Raw genomic sequence first — 18,996 nt, forward strand, 5'->3', positions numbered from 1 at the left:
TGCTTGAGGCCTGTCCAAGGAGGAGTGCCCCATGTCCGCATCTACCACGTTCGACCTGCCGATTGCCGGCATGACCTGCGCCAGCTGTGCTGGCCGGGTCGAGCGCGCCCTGCGCAAGGTCGTCGGTGCCGAACAGGTCAGTGTCAACCTGGCCACCGAGCAGGCCCGCATCCAGGCCCCGGCCGACAGCTTGCCGGCGCTGGTCGAAGCCGTCGAACAAGCCGGCTACAGCGTGCCCGCGCAAACCCTCGAACTGCAGATCGGCGGCATGACCTGCGCCTCCTGCGCCGGGCGCGTCGAGCGCGCCCTGGCCAAGGTCGCGGGCGTGCAGCAAGTCACCGTCAACCTGGCCAACGAGCGCGCCCACCTGCAGCTGCGGGGCCAGGTCGACAGCAACGTGCTGATCGATGCCGTCAGCCAGGCCGGCTACAGCGCCAGCCTGCCGCAGAGCGCCAAGGTCAACCAGGCCGACGCCGAACGCCGCCTGCGCAAGGAGCGCTGGTCGGTGGCCCTGGCGGTGCTGCTGGCCCTGCCGCTGGTGCTGCCAATGGTCCTGCAACCCTTCGGCATCCACTGGATGCTGCCGGCCTGGGCGCAGTTCGTGCTGGCCACCCCGGTGCAGTTCATCCTCGGTGCGCGTTTTTATGTCGCGGCCTGGAAAGCCGTGCGCGCCGGGGCCGGCAATATGGACCTGCTGGTGGCCATCGGCACCAGCGCCGGTTACGGCCTGAGTCTCTACGAATGGGCCACAGCCAGCGCCGGGGTCATGCCGCACCTGTACTTTGAAGCATCGGCGGTGGTGATTGCCCTGATTCTGCTGGGCAAGTACCTGGAAAGCCGCGCCAAGCGCCAGACCGCCAGTGCCATCCGCGCCCTGGAGGCCCTGCGCCCGGAGCGCGCGCTGTTGCTGGTCGACGGCCAGGAACGCGATGTCGCCATCAGCGAGCTGCGCCTGCATGACCTGGTGCTGGTCAAGCCCGGCGAGCGCTTTCCGGTCGATGGTGAAGTCGTCGAGGGCCAGAGCCACGCCGACGAAGCACTGATCAGCGGCGAAAGCCTGCCGGTACCGAAGCAACCGGGCGACAAGGTCACCGGTGGCGCGATCAACGGCGAAGGCCGCCTGCTGGTCCGCACCCTGGCGCTGGGCACGGAAACCGTGCTGGCACGCATCATTCGCCTGGTCGAAGACGCCCAGGCGGCCAAAGCACCGATCCAGAAACTGGTCGACCGGGTCAGCCAGGTGTTCGTCCCCGCCGTGCTGGTGCTGGCGCTGATTACCCTGGTGGGCTGGTGGCTGAGCGGCGCGCCGATTGAAACCGCGCTGATCAACGCCGTCGCCGTGCTGGTAATTGCCTGCCCGTGCGCCTTGGGCCTGGCCACACCGACGGCAATCATGGCCGGCACCGGCGTCGCGGCCCGCCACGGCATCCTGATCAAGGACGCCGAAGCTCTGGAACGCGCCCATGCAGTGAATCGCGTGGTGTTCGACAAGACCGGCACCCTGACTTCCGGCAGCCCGCGCATCGTCCACAGCCGTGCGCTGGTCGGTGACCAGGCACAGCTGCTGCAACTGGCCGGCGCCCTGCAGCGCGGCAGCGAGCACCCGCTGGCCAAGGCGGTGCTCGATGCCTGTGAAGAGCAAGGCCTGCGGGTCGCTGATATCAGCAACAGCCAGTCGCTGACCGGCCGGGGTATCGCCGGTAGCCTCGACGGTCGCGAGCTGGCCCTGGGCAACCGCCGCCTGCTGGATGAAAGCGGCTTGCAGCCTGGTGAGCTGGCCGTCGATGCCCTGGCCTGGGAAGCCGAAGGCCGGACCCTGTCGTGGCTGCTCGAGCGCAGCCCGCAGCCGCAGGTGCTGGGCCTGTTCGCCTTCGGCGACAGCCTCAAGCCTGGCGCCGGGCAAGCGGTTCGCCAATTGGCCGGGCAAGGCATCAGCAGCCACCTGCTGACCGGCGACAACCGCGGCAGTGCCAAGGTGGTCGGCGAAGCCTTAGGCATCACTGACGTGTATGCCGAGGTCCTGCCTGCCGACAAGGCCGCCACGGTTGCCACGCTCAAGCAGTCCGGGGTGGTGGCCATGGTCGGCGACGGTATCAACGACGCCCCGGCCCTGGCCGCTGCGGACATCGGCATCGCCATGGGCGGCGGCACCGACGTGGCCATGCAGGCGGCAGGCATCACCCTGATGCGCGGTGACCCGCGCCTGGTACCGGCGGCCCTGGAGATCAGCCGCAAGACGTACGCCAAGATCCGCCAGAACCTGTTCTGGGCGTTCATCTACAACCTGATCGGCATTCCCCTGGCCGCCTTCGGCATGCTCAACCCGGTGCTCGCCGGCGCCGCCATGGCGCTGTCGAGCGTCAGCGTGGTGAGTAACGCGCTATTGCTGAAAACCTGGAAGCCGACCACCCCGCCTGAGGACGATGCCCAATGAATATCGGCCAAGCCGCCCGCCGCTCGGGCCTGAGCGCGAAGATGATCCGCTACTACGAGTCGATCGGCCTGCTCAAGCCGGCCCTGCGCAGCGACAGCGGCTATCGCCTGTACCAGCAGGAAGACCTGCACCAACTGGCATTCATCAAGCGCTCGCGGGACCTGGGGTTTTCATTAGAAGAAGTCGCCCGCCTGCTGACCCTGTGGCAGGACCGCCAGCGCGCCAGCGCCGACGTCAAGGCCCTGGCCAGCCAGCATATCGATGACCTCAACCGGCGCATCGAGGAACTGGTGAGCTTGCGTGACACCTTGAGCGAACTGGTTGCCCACTGCCAGGGCGACGACCGCCCGGACTGCCCGATCCTCAAGGACCTGGCAGCCGGCGGCAGTTGCTGTCACTGACGCGTTTACTGGAGCCAGGGCGGCGCCGGTTCTTCGTCCTTGACCGTACCCCGCTCGGCGTCGGCCTTGGCCGCACGCCGGCGGGCTTCATCGATGCGCGCCGCGTCGATCTCGCGCATGACACCGTCAACGTCGGCACTGTGCTCGTCATCGGCGAACACCCCGGTCAACGGGCTTTCCGGCAACAGCTTGCCGGCCTGGTACAGGGCCCACATTTCACGGGCATAGCGCGTCTGCTTGAGCTCCGGGGCAAAACGGCCGAAGTAGGCGGCCATGTTGCCGACATCGCGCTCGAGCATGCTGAACGCGTGGTTGTTGCCAGCAGCGTCGACCGCTTGCGGCAGGTCGATGATCACCGGGCCGTCTGGCCCGAGCAGCACGTTGAACTCCGAAAGGTCACCATGGACCAGGCCGGTGCAAAGCATCAGCACGATCTGGCGAATCACGAAGGCGTGGTATTCGCGGGCCTGTTCAGGCTCCAGGTGTACGTCGTTCAGGCGTGGCGCGGCGTCGCCATGTTCATCGGCGACCAGCTCCATGAGCAGCACGCCATCGAGAAAATCATACGGCTTGGGTACCCGCACACCGGCGTTGGCCAGGCGGAACAGCGCCGCCACTTCGGCGTTCTGCCAGGCGTCTTCTGCCTCTTTGCGGCCGAACTTGGAGCCCTTGGCCATGGCCCGGGCCTGGCGGCTGTTGCGTACCTTGCGGCCTTCCTGGTACTCGGCGGCCTGGCGGAAACTGCGCTTGTTGGCTTCTTTGTAGACCTTGGCGCACCGTAGCTCCCGACCGCAGCGGACCACATACACCGCAGCCTCCTTGCCACTCATCAGCGGTCGTAGTACTTCGTCGACCAGTCCATCTTCAACCAGCGGTTCAATGCGTTTTGGAGTCTTCATCGGTTTCTGTCGGGGGTCCTGTCTGGCCAAACACGGGATTGTTATAGGTCACAGGTTCTGCAACCTGCTTGTCGCTGAAGCAAGACCGCACTGCGTTGTAACGGCAATCAGCCTGACTTGCCATTCTTTTTCTGCCCGAAGGCGACCAAACGGTCACAAAATTCGGCAATTACCAATAAACACGGGGGATTTCCCCCAAGTAACACTTTATTTCCAGAGCACACGGCCGATGTAGTCTGCAGCAGCCTCGTACGTTTACAAGAAAAATTCTGGAGCGCGGATGAACATAAAACAAAAACTGACCTGGGCCTTCGCCGTAATCGCCGGCTTGCCGGTGATTCTGGTCGCCACCCTGGTGGTCCTCAACCTGCGCAGTGAAGCCCGCGAAGGCTTCGTCGACGGCAGCAGCCGCGAGATCCGCCAGGTGGCCAACGCCATGCAACTGTTCTTCGAAGGCATCAGCCAGAACGTCGACTACCTGGCCGCCCAGCCACTGGTCAGCGCTACCGGCGGCGAGGTGAAAAAGTACCTGGGCGCCGATGCCGCGCAAATCGCCCTGGGCGAGCATGACAAGAAACTCTACGACTTCTTTGCCAGCCTCGCCGCCAGTCATCCGGCCTACTCCTACGTGTCCTACGGTCTGAGCGATGGCGGTTACGCGTTCTGGCCGGGCGATGCGAAAATGGCCAACTACGACCCGCGCCAACGCCCCTGGTACCAGGCGGCCATGGCCACCCCGGGCAAGACCCTGCGCACCGACGCCTATTACTGGGCCGGCGATGACGCCGTGCTGGTGAGCACCGTGCGCGCTGTCGCCAACCAGCTCGGCAACCCCGGCGGCGTGGTCAATATCGACGTCTCGCTCAAGCAGCTGACCGAGATCGTCAAGCAGATCAAGCTCGGTGAAAGCGGCTACCTGATGCTGCTCGAAGACAACGGCAACGTGCTGGTCGACCCACGCGATCCGGGGCACAACTTCAAGCAGCTGGGCAGCCTCGGCGAGGGTTACGCGCAATTGGCCAAGGCCGGCAAGGGCCTGGTCGAAGTCGAGCTGGACGGCGAACGCTACATGGCCAACATCTGGCCTTCGGAGCAACTGGGCTGGAATTTCATCGGCCTGATCCGCCATGACGAAGTGATGCACACCGCCACCCAGCTGACCTGGCTGGTCGCCGCTATCGCCATCGTGCTGGCGGCGGTGTTCGCCCTGGTCGGTGCGACTTTTGCCAAGCTCATCGTGCGCCCGATCCACAGCGTCACCAGCGGCCTGGAAGGCATCGCCCAGGGTGAAGGCGACCTGACCCGCAGCCTGGAGGTGCGCGGGCGCGACGAAACCGCGCAACTGGCCAACTGGTTCAACCAGTTCCTGGCCGCGATCCGCAACCTGATCCAGAGCATCGGCCAGGCGGCGAACAAAATCCTCGCCACCTCCAGCAGCTCGACCCAGGTTTCCCATGACATGGCCGAAGCCGCCGGGCGCCAGCGCGAAGCGGTGGACATGGTCTCGACCGCCTTCCACGAAATGGTCGCCACCGCCAACGAAGTCGCCCGCTCCTGCAGCCAGGCCGCCGATTCCGCCGACAGCGGCCAGCAGCAGGCCCGCGAAGGCCAACAGCAGATCGACGCGGCAGTGCAAAGCGTTGATCGCCTGAGTCAGGAGATCGAACAGTCGGCGCAGTCGATGCAGCAACTGGAGCGCGACAGCAATGCCATTCAGTCGATCCTCGGCACCATCCGCTCGATTGCCGAGCAAACCAACCTGCTGGCCCTTAACGCCGCCATCGAAGCTGCGCGCGCCGGTGAACAGGGCCGCGGCTTTGCCGTGGTCGCCGACGAAGTGCGGGCGCTGGCCAAGCGCACCGCCGACTCCACGGCCGAGATCGACCACCTGCTCGGCAACCTGGCCAACCGCACCAGTGAAGTGGCCCAGCAGATGCACGCCAGCCTGGAAGTGTCGCAACAGTCGGTCAGCCGTATCGGCCAGGCGCGCAACAGCTTCGGGCAGATCCGCGAGTCGGTGGACATCATCCGCGACATGAACACGCAGATCGCCACCGCCGCCGAAGAGCAGCACCAGGTGGCTGAGGACATCAACCGCCATATCAGCCAGATCCATGGTGATGCACAGCTGGTGGCGGAGCTGGCCAATTCGGCGCGCCAGGACTCGCAGAGCCTGGCCGGCTTGTCCAACGAACTGGATGCGCTGGTACGGCGCTTTCGCACCTGAGGGCTACAGGCGCAGCTCGCCCGGGGTAAAGCCGAACAGGCCCTTGAAGGCGGCGATGTAGGCCGAAGTGGAGTCGTAACCGCAGCCCAGCGCGGCTTCGGTGACGCTCTGCCCGGCCTCCAGCGCAGTCAGCGATGACAACAGGCGCATGCGCTGGCGCCAGCCGCGAAAGCTCAGGCCGGTTTCGCGCTGGAACAGGCGCGTCAGGGTTTTTTCCGAGGTGTTCAGGCGCTGCGCCCACTGCGCGAGCGTCTGGCCCTGCTCGGGCTGTTCGAGCAGTTCGTTACACAGCTCGAGCAAGCGCGGGTGCTGCGGCAACGGCAGCGAAAAGCCCACCTCCGGCAGCGCCCGCAACTGGTCGAGCAACACCGCGACCAGCCGTGCCTCGGCGCTGTCGCCCTCGGCATAGTCCACCGGCAACAGGCAGAACTGCTTGATCAGCTCGCGGGCCAGCGGTGTCACCTCCAGCACCCGGCACTGCCCCGGGGCCCAGCTGGCTTCTTCGCGGCGAACATACAGGCTGCGCATCTCGGCCTGCATCGAGGTCAGCACCTCATGCTCGACTCCGGCCGGAATCCATACCCCCCACTGCGGTGGGGCAAAGTAGCTGCCGTCAGCGGTATAGACCCCGAGCACGCCGCTGATCGCATACGAGAACTGCACCCAGTCATGCCGGTGGCGTGGCGTCCACGAGCCGGCACCGAGGCTTTCGGCGCGGGCATACAGGGGCCGGGGCAAGCGCTCCAATTGGGGAATCGCCCGAGCGTTGAGTTTTTGTCCGTTACTCGGCATCAGTTGGCCTTATGTCGCAAGACGGTAAGCACTTGCCGAGCGTAGCCTCTGGGCTCGATGAATACAAAATGATTCGCAGGCCCGCCTATGCAAGCGCTCAAACACCTCAAACGCGTAGTAACCGACTGGTTCCTCTGCGGCATGTTCCTCGCCACCTTCCTCGCCTGGCTGTTCCCGCAGTTCGGCCGTAGCGGCGGAGCGCTGCATGCCGAGGTGGTGATCAATGTCGGCGTGTTCCTGGTGTTCTTCCTGCACGGCACCAACCTGTCCAGTGAACAGATCCGCCACGGCCTGAAGAACTGGCGCCTGCACCTGATGGTCCAGGGCTTTACCTTCCTGGTCTTCCCGCTGCTGTGGTGGCTGGGCAATAAAGTGCTCGGCAGCCAGTTGCCGGCGCTGCTGATGCTGGGTTTCTTCTATCTGTGTGCCCTGCCCTCAACCATTTCCTCGTCGGTGGCACTGACCGGCAGTGCCGGCGGCAACGTGCCGGCGGCGATCCTCAATGCCAGCCTGTCTAGCGTGCTAGGCATCTTCCTCACCCCCTGGCTGGTGAGCCTGGTGCTCGGCAGCGGCAGCGACGGCATTGATCTGGGCGCAACCCTGCTCGACCTGTGCGCACTCCTGTTGCTGCCGCTGCTGCTCGGCCAGTTGCTGCGGCCCTGGTTCGGGCGCTTTTTCGCCCGGCACAAGCGCTACACCAATGTCATGGACAAGCTGGTGATCCTGCTGCTGGTGTATGCGGCGTTCTGCAACTCGATGGTTTCGGGCATGTGGCAGCAGCAAGGCGCCTCGGTAATCGCCATGGCCCTGGTGGGCAGCGCCGTGCTGCTGGGGTTGATTCTGCTGCTGACCACCCGCACCGCGCGGGCCCTGAACTTCAGCCCGGCGGACGAGATTGCGGCGGTGTTCTGTGCCAGCAAAAAATCCCTCGCTGCTGGCGCACCGATGGCCGCGCTGATTTTCGCCGGGCACCCGGGGCTGGGGCTGATCCTGTTGCCGATCATGATCTACCACCCGTTGCAGCTGATCGTCTGCTCGATCATGGCCGAGCACTACGCCAGTCGCCCGGCCCGGCAAGCCAGCCCGGCGGCGCTGGTCAACGCTCGATGATCGCCGTTACCCCCTGACCGCCGGCGGCGCAGATCGAGATCAGGCCACGGCCCTTGCCGGCATTGGCCAGCAGCTTGGCCATGTTGGCCAGAATGCGCCCGCCGGTGGCGGCGAAGGGATGCCCGGCAGCCAGCGAACTGCCCTTGACGTTGAGCTTGCTGCGGTCGATTGAGCCCAGTGCGGCATCCAGGCCCAGACGGGTCTTGCAGTACTCGGGGTCTTCCCAGGCCTTGAGGGTGCACAGCACCTGCGCGGCAAAGGCTTCGTGGATTTCGTAGTAGTCGAAATCCTGCAGGCTCAGGCCGTTGCGCGCCAGCAAGCGGGGCACGGCATAGGCCGGGGCCATCAGCAGCCCTTCATGGCCTTTGACGAAATCCACTGCGGCGGTTTCGCCATCGACCAGATAGGCCAGCACCGGCAAGCCGCGCTCGCGGGCCCAGTCTTCACTGCCCAGCAGCACCACCGAGGCGCCGTCGGTCAGCGGTGTGGCGTTGCCGGGTGTCAGCGTGCCCTTGTCACTGCGCTCGAACACCGGCTTGAGGCTGGCGAGTTTCTCCAGGGTCAGGTCCGGGCGCAGGTTGTTGTCGCGGGTCAGGCCCAGGAACGGGGTCAGCAGGTCGTCGTGCCAGCCTTCGGCAAACGACGCGGCCAGGTTGTGGTGGCTGCGCAGGGCCAGTTCGTCCTGATCCTGGCGGGGGATGTGCCAGGTCTGCGCCATCAGCTCGCAGTGCTGGCCCATGGACAGGCCGGTGCGCGCTTCGCCATTGCGCGGTAACTCGGGCTTCAGATGCCCGGGGCGCAGGTGCAAGAAGGCCTTGAGCTTGTCGGCGGTGCTGCGCGCGCGGTTGGCTTGCAGCAGTATCTGGCGCAGCCCTTCATTGACCGCAATCGGTGCATCGGAGGTGGTGTCGACGCCACCGGCAATGGCGCTGTCAATCTGCCCCAGGGCAATCTTGTTGGCCACCAGCAGCGCCGTTTCCAGCCCCGTGCCACAGGCCAGTTGCACGTCGTAGGCCGGTGTCTGCGGCGATAGCCGCGAGCCGAGCACGCTTTCGCGGCTGATGTTCATGTCACGCGAATGCTTGAGCACCGCGCCGCCCACCACCTCGCCCAAACGCAGGCCATGCAGGCTGTAGCGCTCGATCAGCCCTTCGAGGGCAGCGGTGAACATTGCCTGGTTGCTGGCCTTGGCATAAGGGCCGTTGGAGCGGGAGAACGGAATTCGATTGCCGCCAATGATCGCGACCCGGCGCAATGAGCGCATACGTAACATCCTCTTTTACGAAACGGTCCGCTACAGCGTAGGTGTTTTTTTCCCAGTCGAACGACCAATGGCCAATCATGGTCCACACTTTGAAGCTATTTCAGGGAGAACCGCACATGAGCGACCGCTATATCGACTTCGCCAACTCCGACCTTGGCCGCCGTCTGGTAGGTGCCGTCGGCCTGCCCAGCCCGGCGCGCCTGGAACGTTGGCAAGCCGGCCGCCTGCGGCCGATCGAGGGCGCCCTGCTGCTCGGTGGCGGGTCGCTGGCAAAGACCGTCGAAACCTTCGCCAAGCGCCTGACCGATGAGTTGTACAGCTTTGCCAGCCCCGACCTTGAGGCCAGCGAATGGGTGGCGGGCTTGGGGCCCAAGCTCAAGGCGGTGGTGTTCGATTCCAGCGAACTGGACGATATCGACCAGCTCAAGCAATTGCGCGAATTCTTCCAGCCGCTGCTGCGCAGCCTGGCGCCCAGCGCCCATATCGTCATTCTCGGCCGCGCCCCGGAACAACTCGATGACCCGCTGGCGCAGGTTGCCCAGCGTGCCCTCGAAGGCTTCAGCCGCTCGCTGGCCAAGGAACTGCGCGCCGGCGGCACCCTGCAACTGTTGTATGTGAACGAAGCGGCCGAAGATCAACTCGAAGGCGCCCTGCGATTCTTTCTTTCGCCCAAAAGCGCGTTCATCTCTGGCCAGGTCCTGCGCCTGGAGGCCTGCGGCACAGCGGTCCAGGACTGGAGCCGGCCGCTGGCCGGGCGCAAGGCGCTGATCACCGGCGCCGCCCGTGGCATCGGTGCGGCGATTGCCGAAACCCTGGCCCGCGATGGCGCCGAAGTGATCCTGCTCGATGTACCGCCGGCCAAGGCCGACCTTGAGGCCCTGGCCGCGCGCCTGGGCGGGCGTAGCCTGGCCCTGGACATCTGCGCTGCCGACGCCGCGGCACAGTTGCTTGAAGGACTGCCCGACGGCATCGACATCGTCGTGCACAACGCCGGCATTACCCGCGACAAGACCCTGGCCAACATGACCCCGGAATTCTGGGACTCAGTGCTGGCGGTCAACCTCAAGGCTCCGCAACTGCTGACCCAGGCGCTGTTCGACAGCGGCGCCCTGCACGACAACGCACGTATCGTGCTGCTCGCTTCAATCAGCGGCATCGCCGGCAACCGTGGCCAGGCCAATTACGCCGCCAGCAAAGCCGGGCTGATCGGCCTGGCCCAGGCCTGGGCACCGAAGCTGGCCGAGCGCGGCGCCAGCATCAACGCCGTGGCCCCCGGGTTTATCGAAACACGCATGACCGCGGCAATTCCCTTCGCCCTGCGCGAAGCGGGGCGACGCATGAGTTCGCTGGGCCAGGGCGGCCTGCCCGAGGATGTCGCCGAAGCGGTGGCGTGGCTGGCGCAACCGGGCAGCGGCGCGGTCAATGGCCAGGTGCTGCGGGTTTGCGGCCAAGCCGTGATGGGGGCCTGAACATGAGCCGCACATGGATCGAGTTGGGCAGCACGGCGGCGCTTTCCGGGCTGTACCTGCGCGCCGCGCGCAAGCGCAAGATCAGCGGCGACCGCCTGCCCGGCACTGGCTTGCGCTGCCACTTGAGCGTCGACCCGCAGCAGCTTGAGGCTTACCGCAAACTCTGCCATTTCAGCGACGACGGGCGCCTGCCGCCGACCTTCCCGCATGTCATGGCCTTCGCCCTGCAGATGCAGTTGCTGACCGCAAAGGACTTTCCCTTGCCGCTGCTGGGGCTGGTGCACCTGCACAACAGCATTCGTGTGCTGCGCCCGCTGGGCGGCATCAGTCGCCTGCGTTTTAGCGTGCATGTAGAGAACCTGCAGCCCCATGAAAAAGGCGCCACCTGCGACCTGATCACCGAAGCCGAAGACGGCCTCGGCCTGATCTGGTCCGAAACCAGCCGCATGCTCTGCCGAGGGCTGAAACTGAGCGGCGACGCGCCTGCGGTAGACGAGCCCGAAACCCTGCCCTTGAGCGAACTGACCCGCTGGTACGCCGACAGCGATATCGGCCGGCGTTACGCCAAAGTCTGCGGCGACTACAACCCGATCCACCTCAGTGCCGCCAGCGCCAGGCTATTCGGCTTTCCTACCGCCATTGCCCATGGCATGTGGAGCAAGGCCATGGCCCTGGCCGCCTTGCGCGGGCACCTGCCGGTCAGTGGCTATGAGATAGGGGTGGGCTTCGTTAAACCGGTGCGCCTGCCCAGCGAGGTGATCCTCAATGCCAGCCCGGCCGCGGCCGAGGGCCAGTTGCAGCTCGACGGCCATGGCGAGCTGGTGCACATGCGCGGCGCCTGGCAGCCACTGAGCTGACAGCATCCTCTTGCGTTGCGACGGCGCCCGCCTGAAGCTATGCCGCTTGAGGAGAGCCCCGATGAATTTGCAAGAACTGACCGAACGCCTGCACCGCATCCGCGACAACAACGACTGGCGCGGCTTTCACAGCCCGAAGAACCTGGCCATGGCCGCCAGCGTCGAGATGGCCGAGCTGGTGGAAATATTCCAGTGGCTGACTGAAGACCAGTCGCGCCAGTTACCGCCCGAGCAGCTGGAACACGCCGGCCAGGAAGTCGGCGATATCGTCCTCTACCTGTTGCTGCTGTGCAGCGAGCTGGGCCTGGACATGGAGCAGGTGGTCAGAAGCAAACTGGCCGACAGCGAAAGGCGTTTTGCCAAATGAACGACCGTCACTTCGATGAGCTGGCGACCCGTTTTGCCGAAAAAATCTATGGCGGTGCCAAAGGCGCGATCCGCCTGGCAGTACTCCAGGCGGACCTCGCCGAAGCGCTCCCTGATCGCCCGCTGCGGGTACTGGATATCGGCGCGGGCCTGGGTCATATGTCGCTATGGCTGGCCCAGCGCGGGCACCAGGTGACTCTGGCCGAACCCGCCGCGCCGATGCTCGACGGCGCCCGAGAGCGCTTTGCCGAAGCCGGCCAGCAAGCCACCTTCATCCAGGCACCGTGGCAGGACCTGCTCGGCCAGTTGACCGAGCCCTATGACCTGGTGCTGTGCCACGCGGTACTGGAATGGCTGGCCGAACCTGAGGCCATCCTGCCGGTGCTGCATCAATTGACCCGCACCGATGGCCTGCTGTCGTTGGCGTTCTACAACCGCGACGCGCTGGTGTACCGCAACCTGCTCAAGGGCCATTTCCGCAAGTTGCGCAGCAACGAGCTGGCCGGTGAAAAGCAGAGCCTGACCCCGCAAAAACCACTTGATCCACGCACGCTCAAGGCGCAACTTGAAGGCTTGTGGCAGGTCGAAAGTGAAAGTGGCGTGCGGGTTTTCCACGACTACATGCCCCGCGATTTCCAGGCCAAGGCCGAGCTGCTCGACCTGCTGGAAATGGAGCTGGCGCATCGTCGTCACCCGGCCTTCGCCGGCCTGGGCCGCTACCTGCACTGGATCTGCCGACCGCGCTGAAGCGCACCCGCCGGGAGGGTGACATGCCGTACCGTTTGACCCTGGGCCTGCTGTGCCTGGCCTTGGCCGCCTGCCAGGGCAGCAACCCGTATGTGGCCAGCTCCCGCCCGTTGCCCCCGGCCCCCGCACAGGCCGCCACGACCTTCGATGCCAGCGCCTACCCGGCCGCGCCGCGCGACTACGCCCGCTACCACAGCTGGGCCTGGCTCAACGGCCAGTTGCCGGCGGGCAGCACCTATGCAGAGCCTGCACAGCTGGCCGATGCGGTCAGCAACGCCCTCGACCAGCGCGGCCTGCGCCCGGCGCGCAATGGCCAGGCAGGCGACCTGCTGGTGAGCGCCGACCTGCGCCTGGAACGGCGCCTGCGCCAGGTGCGCGAAGACTACTACCCCTACGACAACTACCCCTATGGTGGTTACGGCGGCTACGGCAGTTTTGGCCGCTATCACAATGGCTACGGGGCCTACGCCAGCGTGCCGCTGGTGCGCACATACGAGGTCGAAGTGATGGTGGTGCACGTCGAGCTGTATGACGCCCGCGACGGCCAGCCAGTCTGGAGCGCCAGCGCCGAGACCGCCAGCCAGGACTCCCAGGGCAAGCGCGCGGACGCGGTGCGCGAATCGGTGCAAAAGGCCCTGGCCAGCTATCCTCCCAGTTAAAGGTAATCGGAGAACCATCATGTTGCGCCGTCTCGCTTTACTCTCGCTCGCGCTGCTGCTCGGCGCCTGCCAGAGCAACAATGTCACCCAGGATTTCGACGCCAGCCGCGACTTCGCCGCTTACCGCAGCTGGGCCTGGCAGGAGCCGGGGCTGCAATACCGCCCGGATGACCCGCGGATCAAGAGCGACCTCACCGAACAACGCATCCGCCAGGCGGTGGCCGGCCAGCTTGACCAGCGTGGCCTGCGCCCGGCCCAGGGCAACAGCCGCCCGGACCTCAGGGTGCAGTCCTACCTGATCGTCGAGAACCGCCAGCAACAAGTCACGACCAATTATGGCGGCGCCTGGGGTGGCTACTGGGGCGGCTACTGGGGTGGGCCGATGTACAACGAAACCCGCAGCGTCGACTACAAGGTGGCAACCATCCAGGTCGACCTGTTCGACGCCCGCGACGGCAAGCTGGTGTGGCGCGGCAGTGCCGAGCAGATCATGAACAACTACCCGCCAAGCCCGCAAGAGCGCAACTCGGCAATCCAGAACACCGTCGCCAAGCTGATGGGCAACTACCCGCCACGCTGAACCCCACCCGCCAGTCGCCATGCAGGCGACTGGCCATTATCTTGTCTACACTCCTTTGCACTGCTGCTGCCCCGCGCGGCCTTGGGCCGGCAAAGGAGTGCTCGTGTCTACTCGCTTTCCAGCACGGCAACGTGGCGCCATCGGCTTGATCGCCGCCCTGACCCTGGGCATGGCCTTATTGTTCGGGCTGTTGGTGGTCGACAGCGGGCGGCTCTACCTGGAGCAGCGCAAGTTGCAGCGGGTGGTCGATATGGCGGCACTGGAGGCAGCCGGGCAAAGCGCCGTGTGCAGCGGCCCCGGGCCCCAGGCCGCGGCCCTGGCCCAAACCAGCGCCAGCCGCAATGGTTTTACCCTGGCCGAAGGGCGAACCCTGGCCACCGCTTGCGGCACCCTGCAGACCGGCGTCGACAGCCTGCGCCGTTTTACCGTCAACCCCGCACGCAACGATGCGATCAGGGTTATCGCCCAGAACAGCGTGCCCACCAGCATCGCCGCCGGGGTGCAGGCGCTGGTTCGCGGCAATACCCTGCCTACCACCACCAACCTCACGGCCCAGGCCGTGGCGGCGACGCCGAAGCCACCCTTGGCCGTATTGCGCATCCGTACAACCCTGGCCGACATCGACTCACGCAAATCGGCATTGCTCAATGCCCTGCTCGATCCGTTGGGTGGGCGGGTGCAACTGGATGCCCTGGGCTGGCAAGGCCTGGCCAACACGGATATCAACCTGCTCAAGTACCTGGACCAACTGGCAATTAACGTCAGTGTACAAGCCGGCAACTACGACGAGCTGCTGGGTAAGCAGCTGTCGGCCACGCAACTGATCCAGGCGGCAATCGACGTATTCAAACAAGGCAGCAACACCGCCATCGACGTCGCCACCAACCTGGGCAAGCTCACCGTCGCCACCGATGACAACCGCGTGCTCAAGCTCAACGAAATCCTCGATATCCAGGCCGGCACCGCCAAGGCCGGGCTGGACACCAGCCTGCAATTGCTGCAACTGGTGCAAGGGGTGATCCTGCTGGCCGACAAGTACAATGCCGCTTCGGTCGAGTTGCCCTTCAATGCCCTGGGGCTGGTCAGCGGCAAGGTGCAGATCAAGGTCATCGAGCCGCCGCGAATTTCCGCCATCGGCAATCCGCAGACCGACGACATCAGCGTGCAGACTGCACAGATCCGCACCCTGGTGTCGCTGAATACGCCGGTAGTCGATACCCTCGGCGGTATCGTCACGGAGGTGCTGAAGCTGGCCGCACCGCTGACCAATATCCTTAACAACCTGCTGCACCTGAACCTGCTGGGCACCGTACAGTCCCTGACCTGCGCACTCGGCGTGCCGTGCAAGGTCAGTGACATCGAAGCCCTGAGCAAAGCTGCGCGCATTGATATCAGCATCGACACGGTCAAGGCGACCAGCCGTGTCAGCGCCTACCGCTGCAGCCCCGACAAGCAATTGACTGCGTCAACCGACAGCGCGGCAGCCACGGTCACCATCGGCAAGATCGACAACCCGGCGACCTTCTTCAGCACCGGTAGCGGCACGGTCACCCCGATCCCGCTGATCGATATCGGTACCAACATCTGCACCAGTGTGCTCGGGCTGTTTCCCAAATGCGCAACCCGGGTGCCCTGGGTAGGCGGGGGCGTGGGCATCAAGCCGGATCCGCTGCAGGTACTGTCACGCCACGAGAACCTGCTGTTCAGTGGCGCCAACCTGCCGGAGATCGGCAAGCCTGCGCCTTACCTGAGCATGCAACCGATCAACGTGGTGCAAAGCCTGAGCACCACCATCGATACCCTTCCTTTGCAGGTCTACAAACCACAGAACGGTGATGTGCTGGGCGAGATCCTCAGTGTTGCCAGCAGCGTGCTGACCGGGGTGACGAATATCCTCAAACCGATGATCAAGAACCTGCTCAGCCCGCTGGTCGATCCCCTGCTCAACGCCTTGCTCAAGGTCCTCGGCATCGACTTGAACACGGTCGAGGTCAGTGCCAACCTGACCTGCTCCAGCTCCCGCGCTCAACTGGTGCTGTAGACCGGCAACTCGATACAGAACCGCGCCCCCAGCTCGGCGTTCTCGACACTCAGGCTGCCGCCCATGGTGTCGATGATGCCGTAGCTCACCGACAGCCCCAGGCCAGTGCCAACGCCCACCGGCTTGGTGGTGAAGAACGGCTCGAAGATGCGTTCGAGCAAACGCGGCTCGATGCCGCCGCCGTTGTCCTCGACCAGCAACCGCACCTGCCGGGCATCCTGCTCTAGCCTCACGGCAATCCACGGCTGTAGCTCGCGGTGCTGCTCGCGTCGGGCCAACAGGGCATCGCGGGCGTTGACCAGCAGGTTGATCAGCACCTGTTCCAGCTGATCCTGATGACCACTGACCTGCACCTGCTGCCCAGGTGCCTGCACATGCAATTCCACGCCCTTGCCGCGCAAGCCGTCGGCCAGCAACGACAGGGCGCCCTCCACCGCCTGCCAGGGCACGAACGGTTGCTGCTCAAGCTCCGAACGCCGACCGAACACGCGCATGTGGTCGACTACTTTGGAGGCGCGCAGCACCTGGGCATCGATACGTTTTAGTTTGTCTTGCAGGTAGTCGACCTCGGCATTGCCGTTTTCCAGACGCTTGAGCGCGTTGACCACGGCCATGCGCATGACGTTGAGCGGCTGGTTGATCTCATGGGCAAGGCCGGTGGCCATTTCGCCGAGGGTGGCCATTTTCGCGCTTTGCAGCAGTTGCTGCTGGGTGCGCCGCACTTGCGTGTTGTCGCGGCCCACCGCCTGGATTTCTTGCAACTGGCCGTGCTCGTCGAATAACCCACGATCAGACCACAACCACCAGGCATGCTCGCGCCCTGGCAGTTGCAGGCAGATCTCGGCGCTGCTCACCGGCTGCTCCGGGGTCAAGCCCGCCAGGCGTTCGACAAAGGCCTGGCGCTGGGTCGCGGACAGCCACTGGCCGAGGTTCACGCCGGCCAGTTGCGCGGGCGGGCATTCCAGGTAATCCGCCAAAGGCTGATTGCCGAACACCAGGCTCAGGTCCGGCCGGTAGCGGCAGATCATCGCCGGTGAATCCTCGACCAGCACCCGGTAGCGCTCCTCGCTCTGGCGCATTTTTTCCGTAGCCTCGGTGGCCTCGCTGACGTCCAGCCAGATGCCCACCACCTCCACCGGCAAACCGAGGTCATCGCGCAGCAGGCGCGCTTCATCCAGTACCCAGTGATAACCGCCATGCTGATCACGCAGGCGATAGCGGCTGCGGCTCTGGCCGTGCTGCAAGAGCATGCGCGTGCGCTCCAGCCACAGCAGCTGATCATCGGCGTGCAGCCACTGCCCCGGTTGCAGGGGCTCGCCGGCCAGCGGCTGCCAGCCGAGCATCGGCGTCAGGCTGGCGCTGCAGAACTCGGTGAGCAATGCGCCCTCGGCGTAGCGCTGGATGTAGATCACCGCTGGCGAGCTGGCGATCAGGTTTTCCAGGCGCGCCTGGGCAGCGCTGGCCTGCAGCTGTTGCGCCTTGATGTCGCTGATGTCGAGCATAAAACCCTGCACCCGGCGATTGCCGCCGCTGCCGTGCACCTGGCCGCACAAGCGATACCAGCGCGGCTGCGCCTGGGTGCTGTGATCAAGCAGGCGCAGGCTCAGTTGCAAGGCGCAGCCCTGGCGCTGCAGCTCGGCAAACGCCAGCTGGACCGCCTCGCGGTCTGCCGGGTGCACGCGGCTCAGCCATTGGTTAAGGGTAAGCGCCGCCGGAACGCCCAGGCTCTGGGCCAGTGCCGGGTCCAGATGCAACTGCGGCTCGTCCAGACGCCATTGCCACCAGCCGGCCCCCAACTGCAGCTGCAGGCTGTCCAGGCGCTCGCTCTGCTGGTGCAACTGGTGCGCAGCCAGGCGAGCGAGCAGCGGTTCGACAAAGGCGGCGGCGACCAGCAGGGCATCCTCGGCCTGCAGCACCTCTTGCGGCTCGATGCAGATCAGCCAGGCCTGATTGACCTGGCCCTGGGCAAACGCCAACAGGTAAGTCGCCAGCCCTGGAAACAGGGCCTGTAGCGCGGGCTCACTGGCACTGCTGAGCATGCTCGCCGGCAACTGCCGATCGAGCAACGGCGCAAGCTGTTCGTCACGCAGCCAGTGCAGCGCATCGCCACTGCAGGCGTAGATCTGCCAGCCCTGCTCGGTTTGCACCAGCACCCCCGCGCCACGGGCCCGCCAGTGGCGTACCAGCCAGTTGAGCTGTTCTTCGGCCACCGCTTGCAGGCGTTCGATGCTGCAGGCGCGCAAGGCGCAGGCCAGGTGCGCAGTCAGGTGTTGCTGGCGCTCGGCAGCCAGGGCTTGCTGGCGGTGCAGCAACAGGTCGCCGATATCGAATAGTTGCAACAACCAGCCATCGCCCTGGGCTTGCAACCAGCCGCGGGTGTGCAAGGTGTGGCCACCGGCCGCCTTGAAGTCCAGTTCCAGAAGCTGCCCCTGCCAGTCTGCCGGCTCGCCTTCGAGCACCAGCAGGCTGTAGGGCTGTACGTAGTCGTGCAGACGTACCCCGGCCTGGGTCGGCAGCGCCAGCGCCGCGCGCAGCGGGCCGGCCTGGCGCAACACCCTGGCCGCGCCATCGAGCCACAGTTGCAGGCCCACCGCCGGCACCTCGGGGGCTTGCGCCACGGGCTCTTCGACTGGCGCCGCGCGCCCGCGCCAGCGCTCGAACAGGCTTTGCCCGCCACTCACAGCTGCAGGCTCGCTTCGGCCTTGAGGCTGTCGGGCAGGCGCGGCACCTCACCGATGCCCGGCAGTTTCAGTACCGGCAATACCGCGGTCAGTTTGCTCTTGGCGTAGTTGATCTTCACCGTCAGCAGCTTGCCCGGGGTAAGGACAACCGTGGCATCGCTGTTGACCTTGAAAGCCAACGGCGCTGGCATCCACGCCAGTTGCTCGCCGAGCACGCGCTTGGCCAGCGCCTCGACATCAGCGCCGTAAGTGGCGCTGGCAGGATCCAGCGCCACACAGCGGCGTACCGCTTCACTGCTGGCCTGGTTGAACGATTGCAGCATCAGCATCGGCAGACCGTAGCTGACCACCCCGTAGAAGACCGCGAAGAAGATCACGAATACCGCGACAAACTCGAGGGCTGCCGCGCCTTTTTGCCGCTTGCACAGGCTTGCTTGCATGATCGCGTCTACCCTGACAGTGACACCTG

General features: G+C 65.4%; 15 protein-coding genes and 2 pseudogenes. 12 read left to right on the forward strand and 5 right to left on the reverse strand.

What is annotated here, in order from left to right; all coding sequences use genetic code 11:
* Positions 1 to 31 precede the first annotated feature (31 nt).
* On the forward strand, positions 32 to 2,434 hold the full coding sequence (locus tag JYG36_RS24155; RefSeq protein WP_213602533.1) for a heavy metal translocating P-type ATPase: 2,403 nt from the start codon (positions 32 to 34) through the stop codon (positions 2,432 to 2,434).
* Positions 2,431 to 2,835, forward strand: a complete 405-nt coding sequence (gene cueR / locus JYG36_RS24160) for a Cu(I)-responsive transcriptional regulator (protein ID WP_010221738.1) — start codon at positions 2,431 to 2,433, stop codon at positions 2,833 to 2,835. The genes JYG36_RS24155 and cueR overlap by 4 nt, the downstream gene beginning before the upstream one ends.
* A 5-nt stretch (positions 2,836 to 2,840) precedes the next feature.
* Here the strand turns inward: cueR and JYG36_RS24165 are convergent, their stop codons facing one another.
* Positions 2,841 to 3,734: a PA4780 family RIO1-like protein kinase gene (locus JYG36_RS24165; protein WP_045197075.1), complete on the reverse strand. Its 894-nt coding sequence runs from the start codon at positions 3,732 to 3,734 to the stop codon at positions 2,841 to 2,843.
* Between the two features lie 436 nt (positions 3,735 to 4,170).
* On the opposite strand from JYG36_RS24165, the pseudogene JYG36_RS26915 reads away from it, so the two are divergent.
* Together JYG36_RS26915 and JYG36_RS26920 are read left to right on the forward strand one after the other, a co-directional pair.
* Positions 4,171 to 5,055 (forward strand): annotated as a pseudogene (locus JYG36_RS26915) (cache domain-containing protein); the annotation flags it as partial.
* A 306-nt stretch (positions 5,056 to 5,361) separates the two neighbouring features.
* Positions 5,362 to 5,961: pseudogene (locus tag JYG36_RS26920) on the forward strand (methyl-accepting chemotaxis protein); the annotation flags it as partial.
* A gap of 3 nt (positions 5,962 to 5,964) precedes the next feature.
* Here the strand turns inward: JYG36_RS26920 and JYG36_RS24175 are convergent.
* On the reverse strand, positions 5,965 to 6,753 hold the full coding sequence (locus tag JYG36_RS24175; protein WP_213602537.1) for an AraC family transcriptional regulator: 789 nt from the start codon (positions 6,751 to 6,753) through the stop codon (positions 5,965 to 5,967).
* Between the two features lie 87 nt (positions 6,754 to 6,840).
* Between JYG36_RS24175 and JYG36_RS24180 the strand changes: the two genes are divergently transcribed.
* A complete protein-coding gene (locus JYG36_RS24180; RefSeq protein WP_213602539.1) occupies positions 6,841 to 7,863 on the forward strand; it encodes a bile acid:sodium symporter family protein in 1,023 nt (340 codons plus the stop codon).
* Here the strand turns inward: JYG36_RS24180 and JYG36_RS24185 are convergent.
* The gene (locus tag JYG36_RS24185; RefSeq protein ID WP_093376436.1) at positions 7,850 to 9,127 is read right to left on the reverse strand and encodes an acetyl-CoA C-acetyltransferase; all 1,278 of its coding nucleotides are present in this window, start codon (positions 9,125 to 9,127) and stop codon (positions 7,850 to 7,852) included. The two genes, JYG36_RS24180 and JYG36_RS24185, sit on opposite strands and share 14 nt — an antisense overlap.
* Before the next feature lie 116 nt (positions 9,128 to 9,243).
* Between JYG36_RS24185 and JYG36_RS24190 the strand changes: the two genes are divergently transcribed.
* The 7 genes from JYG36_RS24190 (at position 9,244) to JYG36_RS24220 (ending at position 15,846) form a co-directional block, all read left to right on the forward strand.
* Positions 9,244 to 10,596 carry a 3-oxoacyl-ACP reductase gene (locus JYG36_RS24190; protein WP_213602541.1) on the forward strand — a complete coding sequence of 451 codons (1,353 nt, stop codon included), beginning with the start codon at positions 9,244 to 9,246 and terminating at the stop codon, positions 10,594 to 10,596.
* 2 nt (positions 10,597 to 10,598) lie between these two features.
* Positions 10,599 to 11,453, forward strand: coding sequence for a MaoC family dehydratase (locus tag JYG36_RS24195; RefSeq protein ID WP_213602543.1), 855 nt, complete (start codon positions 10,599 to 10,601; stop codon positions 11,451 to 11,453).
* Positions 11,454 to 11,514: 61 nt separating this feature from the next.
* The gene (locus JYG36_RS24200; protein ID WP_045197063.1) at positions 11,515 to 11,820 is read left to right on the forward strand and encodes a MazG-like family protein; all 306 of its coding nucleotides are present in this window, start codon (positions 11,515 to 11,517) and stop codon (positions 11,818 to 11,820) included.
* Positions 11,817 to 12,566, forward strand: coding sequence for a methyltransferase domain-containing protein (locus tag JYG36_RS24205; RefSeq protein WP_093376449.1), 750 nt, complete (start codon positions 11,817 to 11,819; stop codon positions 12,564 to 12,566). Before JYG36_RS24200 ends, JYG36_RS24205 begins: the two co-directional genes overlap by 4 nt.
* A 23-nt stretch (positions 12,567 to 12,589) precedes the next feature.
* The gene (locus JYG36_RS24210) at positions 12,590 to 13,225 is read left to right on the forward strand and encodes a DUF4136 domain-containing protein (RefSeq protein WP_213602545.1); all 636 of its coding nucleotides are present in this window, start codon (positions 12,590 to 12,592) and stop codon (positions 13,223 to 13,225) included.
* Positions 13,226 to 13,244: 19 nt separating this feature from the next.
* Positions 13,245 to 13,805, forward strand: a complete 561-nt coding sequence (locus JYG36_RS24215; RefSeq protein ID WP_213602547.1) for a DUF4136 domain-containing protein — start codon at positions 13,245 to 13,247, stop codon at positions 13,803 to 13,805.
* Between the two features lie 103 nt (positions 13,806 to 13,908).
* Complete coding sequence (locus JYG36_RS24220) at positions 13,909 to 15,846, forward strand: pilus assembly protein TadG-related protein (RefSeq protein WP_249744380.1); 1,938 nt, start codon at positions 13,909 to 13,911, stop codon at positions 15,844 to 15,846.
* On the opposite strand, the gene JYG36_RS24225 is transcribed toward JYG36_RS24220, so the two are convergent.
* The gene (locus JYG36_RS24225; RefSeq protein ID WP_213602549.1) at positions 15,831 to 18,527 is read right to left on the reverse strand and encodes a PAS domain-containing sensor histidine kinase; all 2,697 of its coding nucleotides are present in this window, start codon (positions 18,525 to 18,527) and stop codon (positions 15,831 to 15,833) included. The genes JYG36_RS24220 and JYG36_RS24225 overlap by 16 nt on opposite strands.
* On the reverse strand, positions 18,524 to 18,967 hold the full coding sequence (locus JYG36_RS24230) for a TadE/TadG family type IV pilus assembly protein (RefSeq protein WP_213602551.1): 444 nt from the start codon (positions 18,965 to 18,967) through the stop codon (positions 18,524 to 18,526). The genes JYG36_RS24225 and JYG36_RS24230 overlap by 4 nt, the downstream gene beginning before the upstream one ends.
* Positions 18,968 to 18,996 lie beyond the last annotated feature (29 nt).

It is taken from the genome of Pseudomonas sp. SORT22 (assembly GCF_018417635.1).
Classification (GTDB): Bacteria; Pseudomonadota; Gammaproteobacteria; order Pseudomonadales; family Pseudomonadaceae; genus Aquipseudomonas.

Bases quoted from the DNA above. Each gene is read 5' to 3' on its own strand.
- JYG36_RS24155 (WP_213602533.1), top strand. From the start codon at position 32: ATGTCCGCATCTACCACGTTCGACCTGCCGATTGCCGGCATGACCTGC.
- cueR (WP_010221738.1), top strand. From the start codon at position 2,431: ATGAATATCGGCCAAGCCGCCCGCCGCTCGGGCCTGAGCGCGAAGATG.
- JYG36_RS24205 (WP_093376449.1), top strand. From the start codon at position 11,817: ATGAACGACCGTCACTTCGATGAGCTGGCGACCCGTTTTGCCGAAAAA.
- JYG36_RS24200 (WP_045197063.1), top strand. From the start codon at position 11,515: ATGAATTTGCAAGAACTGACCGAACGCCTGCACCGCATCCGCGACAAC.
- JYG36_RS24230 (WP_213602551.1), bottom strand. From the start codon at position 18,967: ATGCAAGCAAGCCTGTGCAAGCGGCAAAAAGGCGCGGCAGCCCTCGAG.
- JYG36_RS24165 (WP_045197075.1), bottom strand. From the start codon at position 3,734: ATGAAGACTCCAAAACGCATTGAACCGCTGGTTGAAGATGGACTGGTC.
- JYG36_RS24190 (WP_213602541.1), top strand. From the start codon at position 9,244: ATGAGCGACCGCTATATCGACTTCGCCAACTCCGACCTTGGCCGCCGT.
- JYG36_RS24210 (WP_213602545.1), top strand. From the start codon at position 12,590: ATGCCGTACCGTTTGACCCTGGGCCTGCTGTGCCTGGCCTTGGCCGCC.
- JYG36_RS24180 (WP_213602539.1), top strand. From the start codon at position 6,841: ATGCAAGCGCTCAAACACCTCAAACGCGTAGTAACCGACTGGTTCCTC.
- JYG36_RS24175 (WP_213602537.1), bottom strand. From the start codon at position 6,753: ATGCCGAGTAACGGACAAAAACTCAACGCTCGGGCGATTCCCCAATTG.
- JYG36_RS24215 (WP_213602547.1), top strand. From the start codon at position 13,245: ATGTTGCGCCGTCTCGCTTTACTCTCGCTCGCGCTGCTGCTCGGCGCC.
- JYG36_RS24195 (WP_213602543.1), top strand. From the start codon at position 10,599: ATGAGCCGCACATGGATCGAGTTGGGCAGCACGGCGGCGCTTTCCGGG.
- JYG36_RS24185 (WP_093376436.1), bottom strand. From the start codon at position 9,127: ATGCGCTCATTGCGCCGGGTCGCGATCATTGGCGGCAATCGAATTCCG.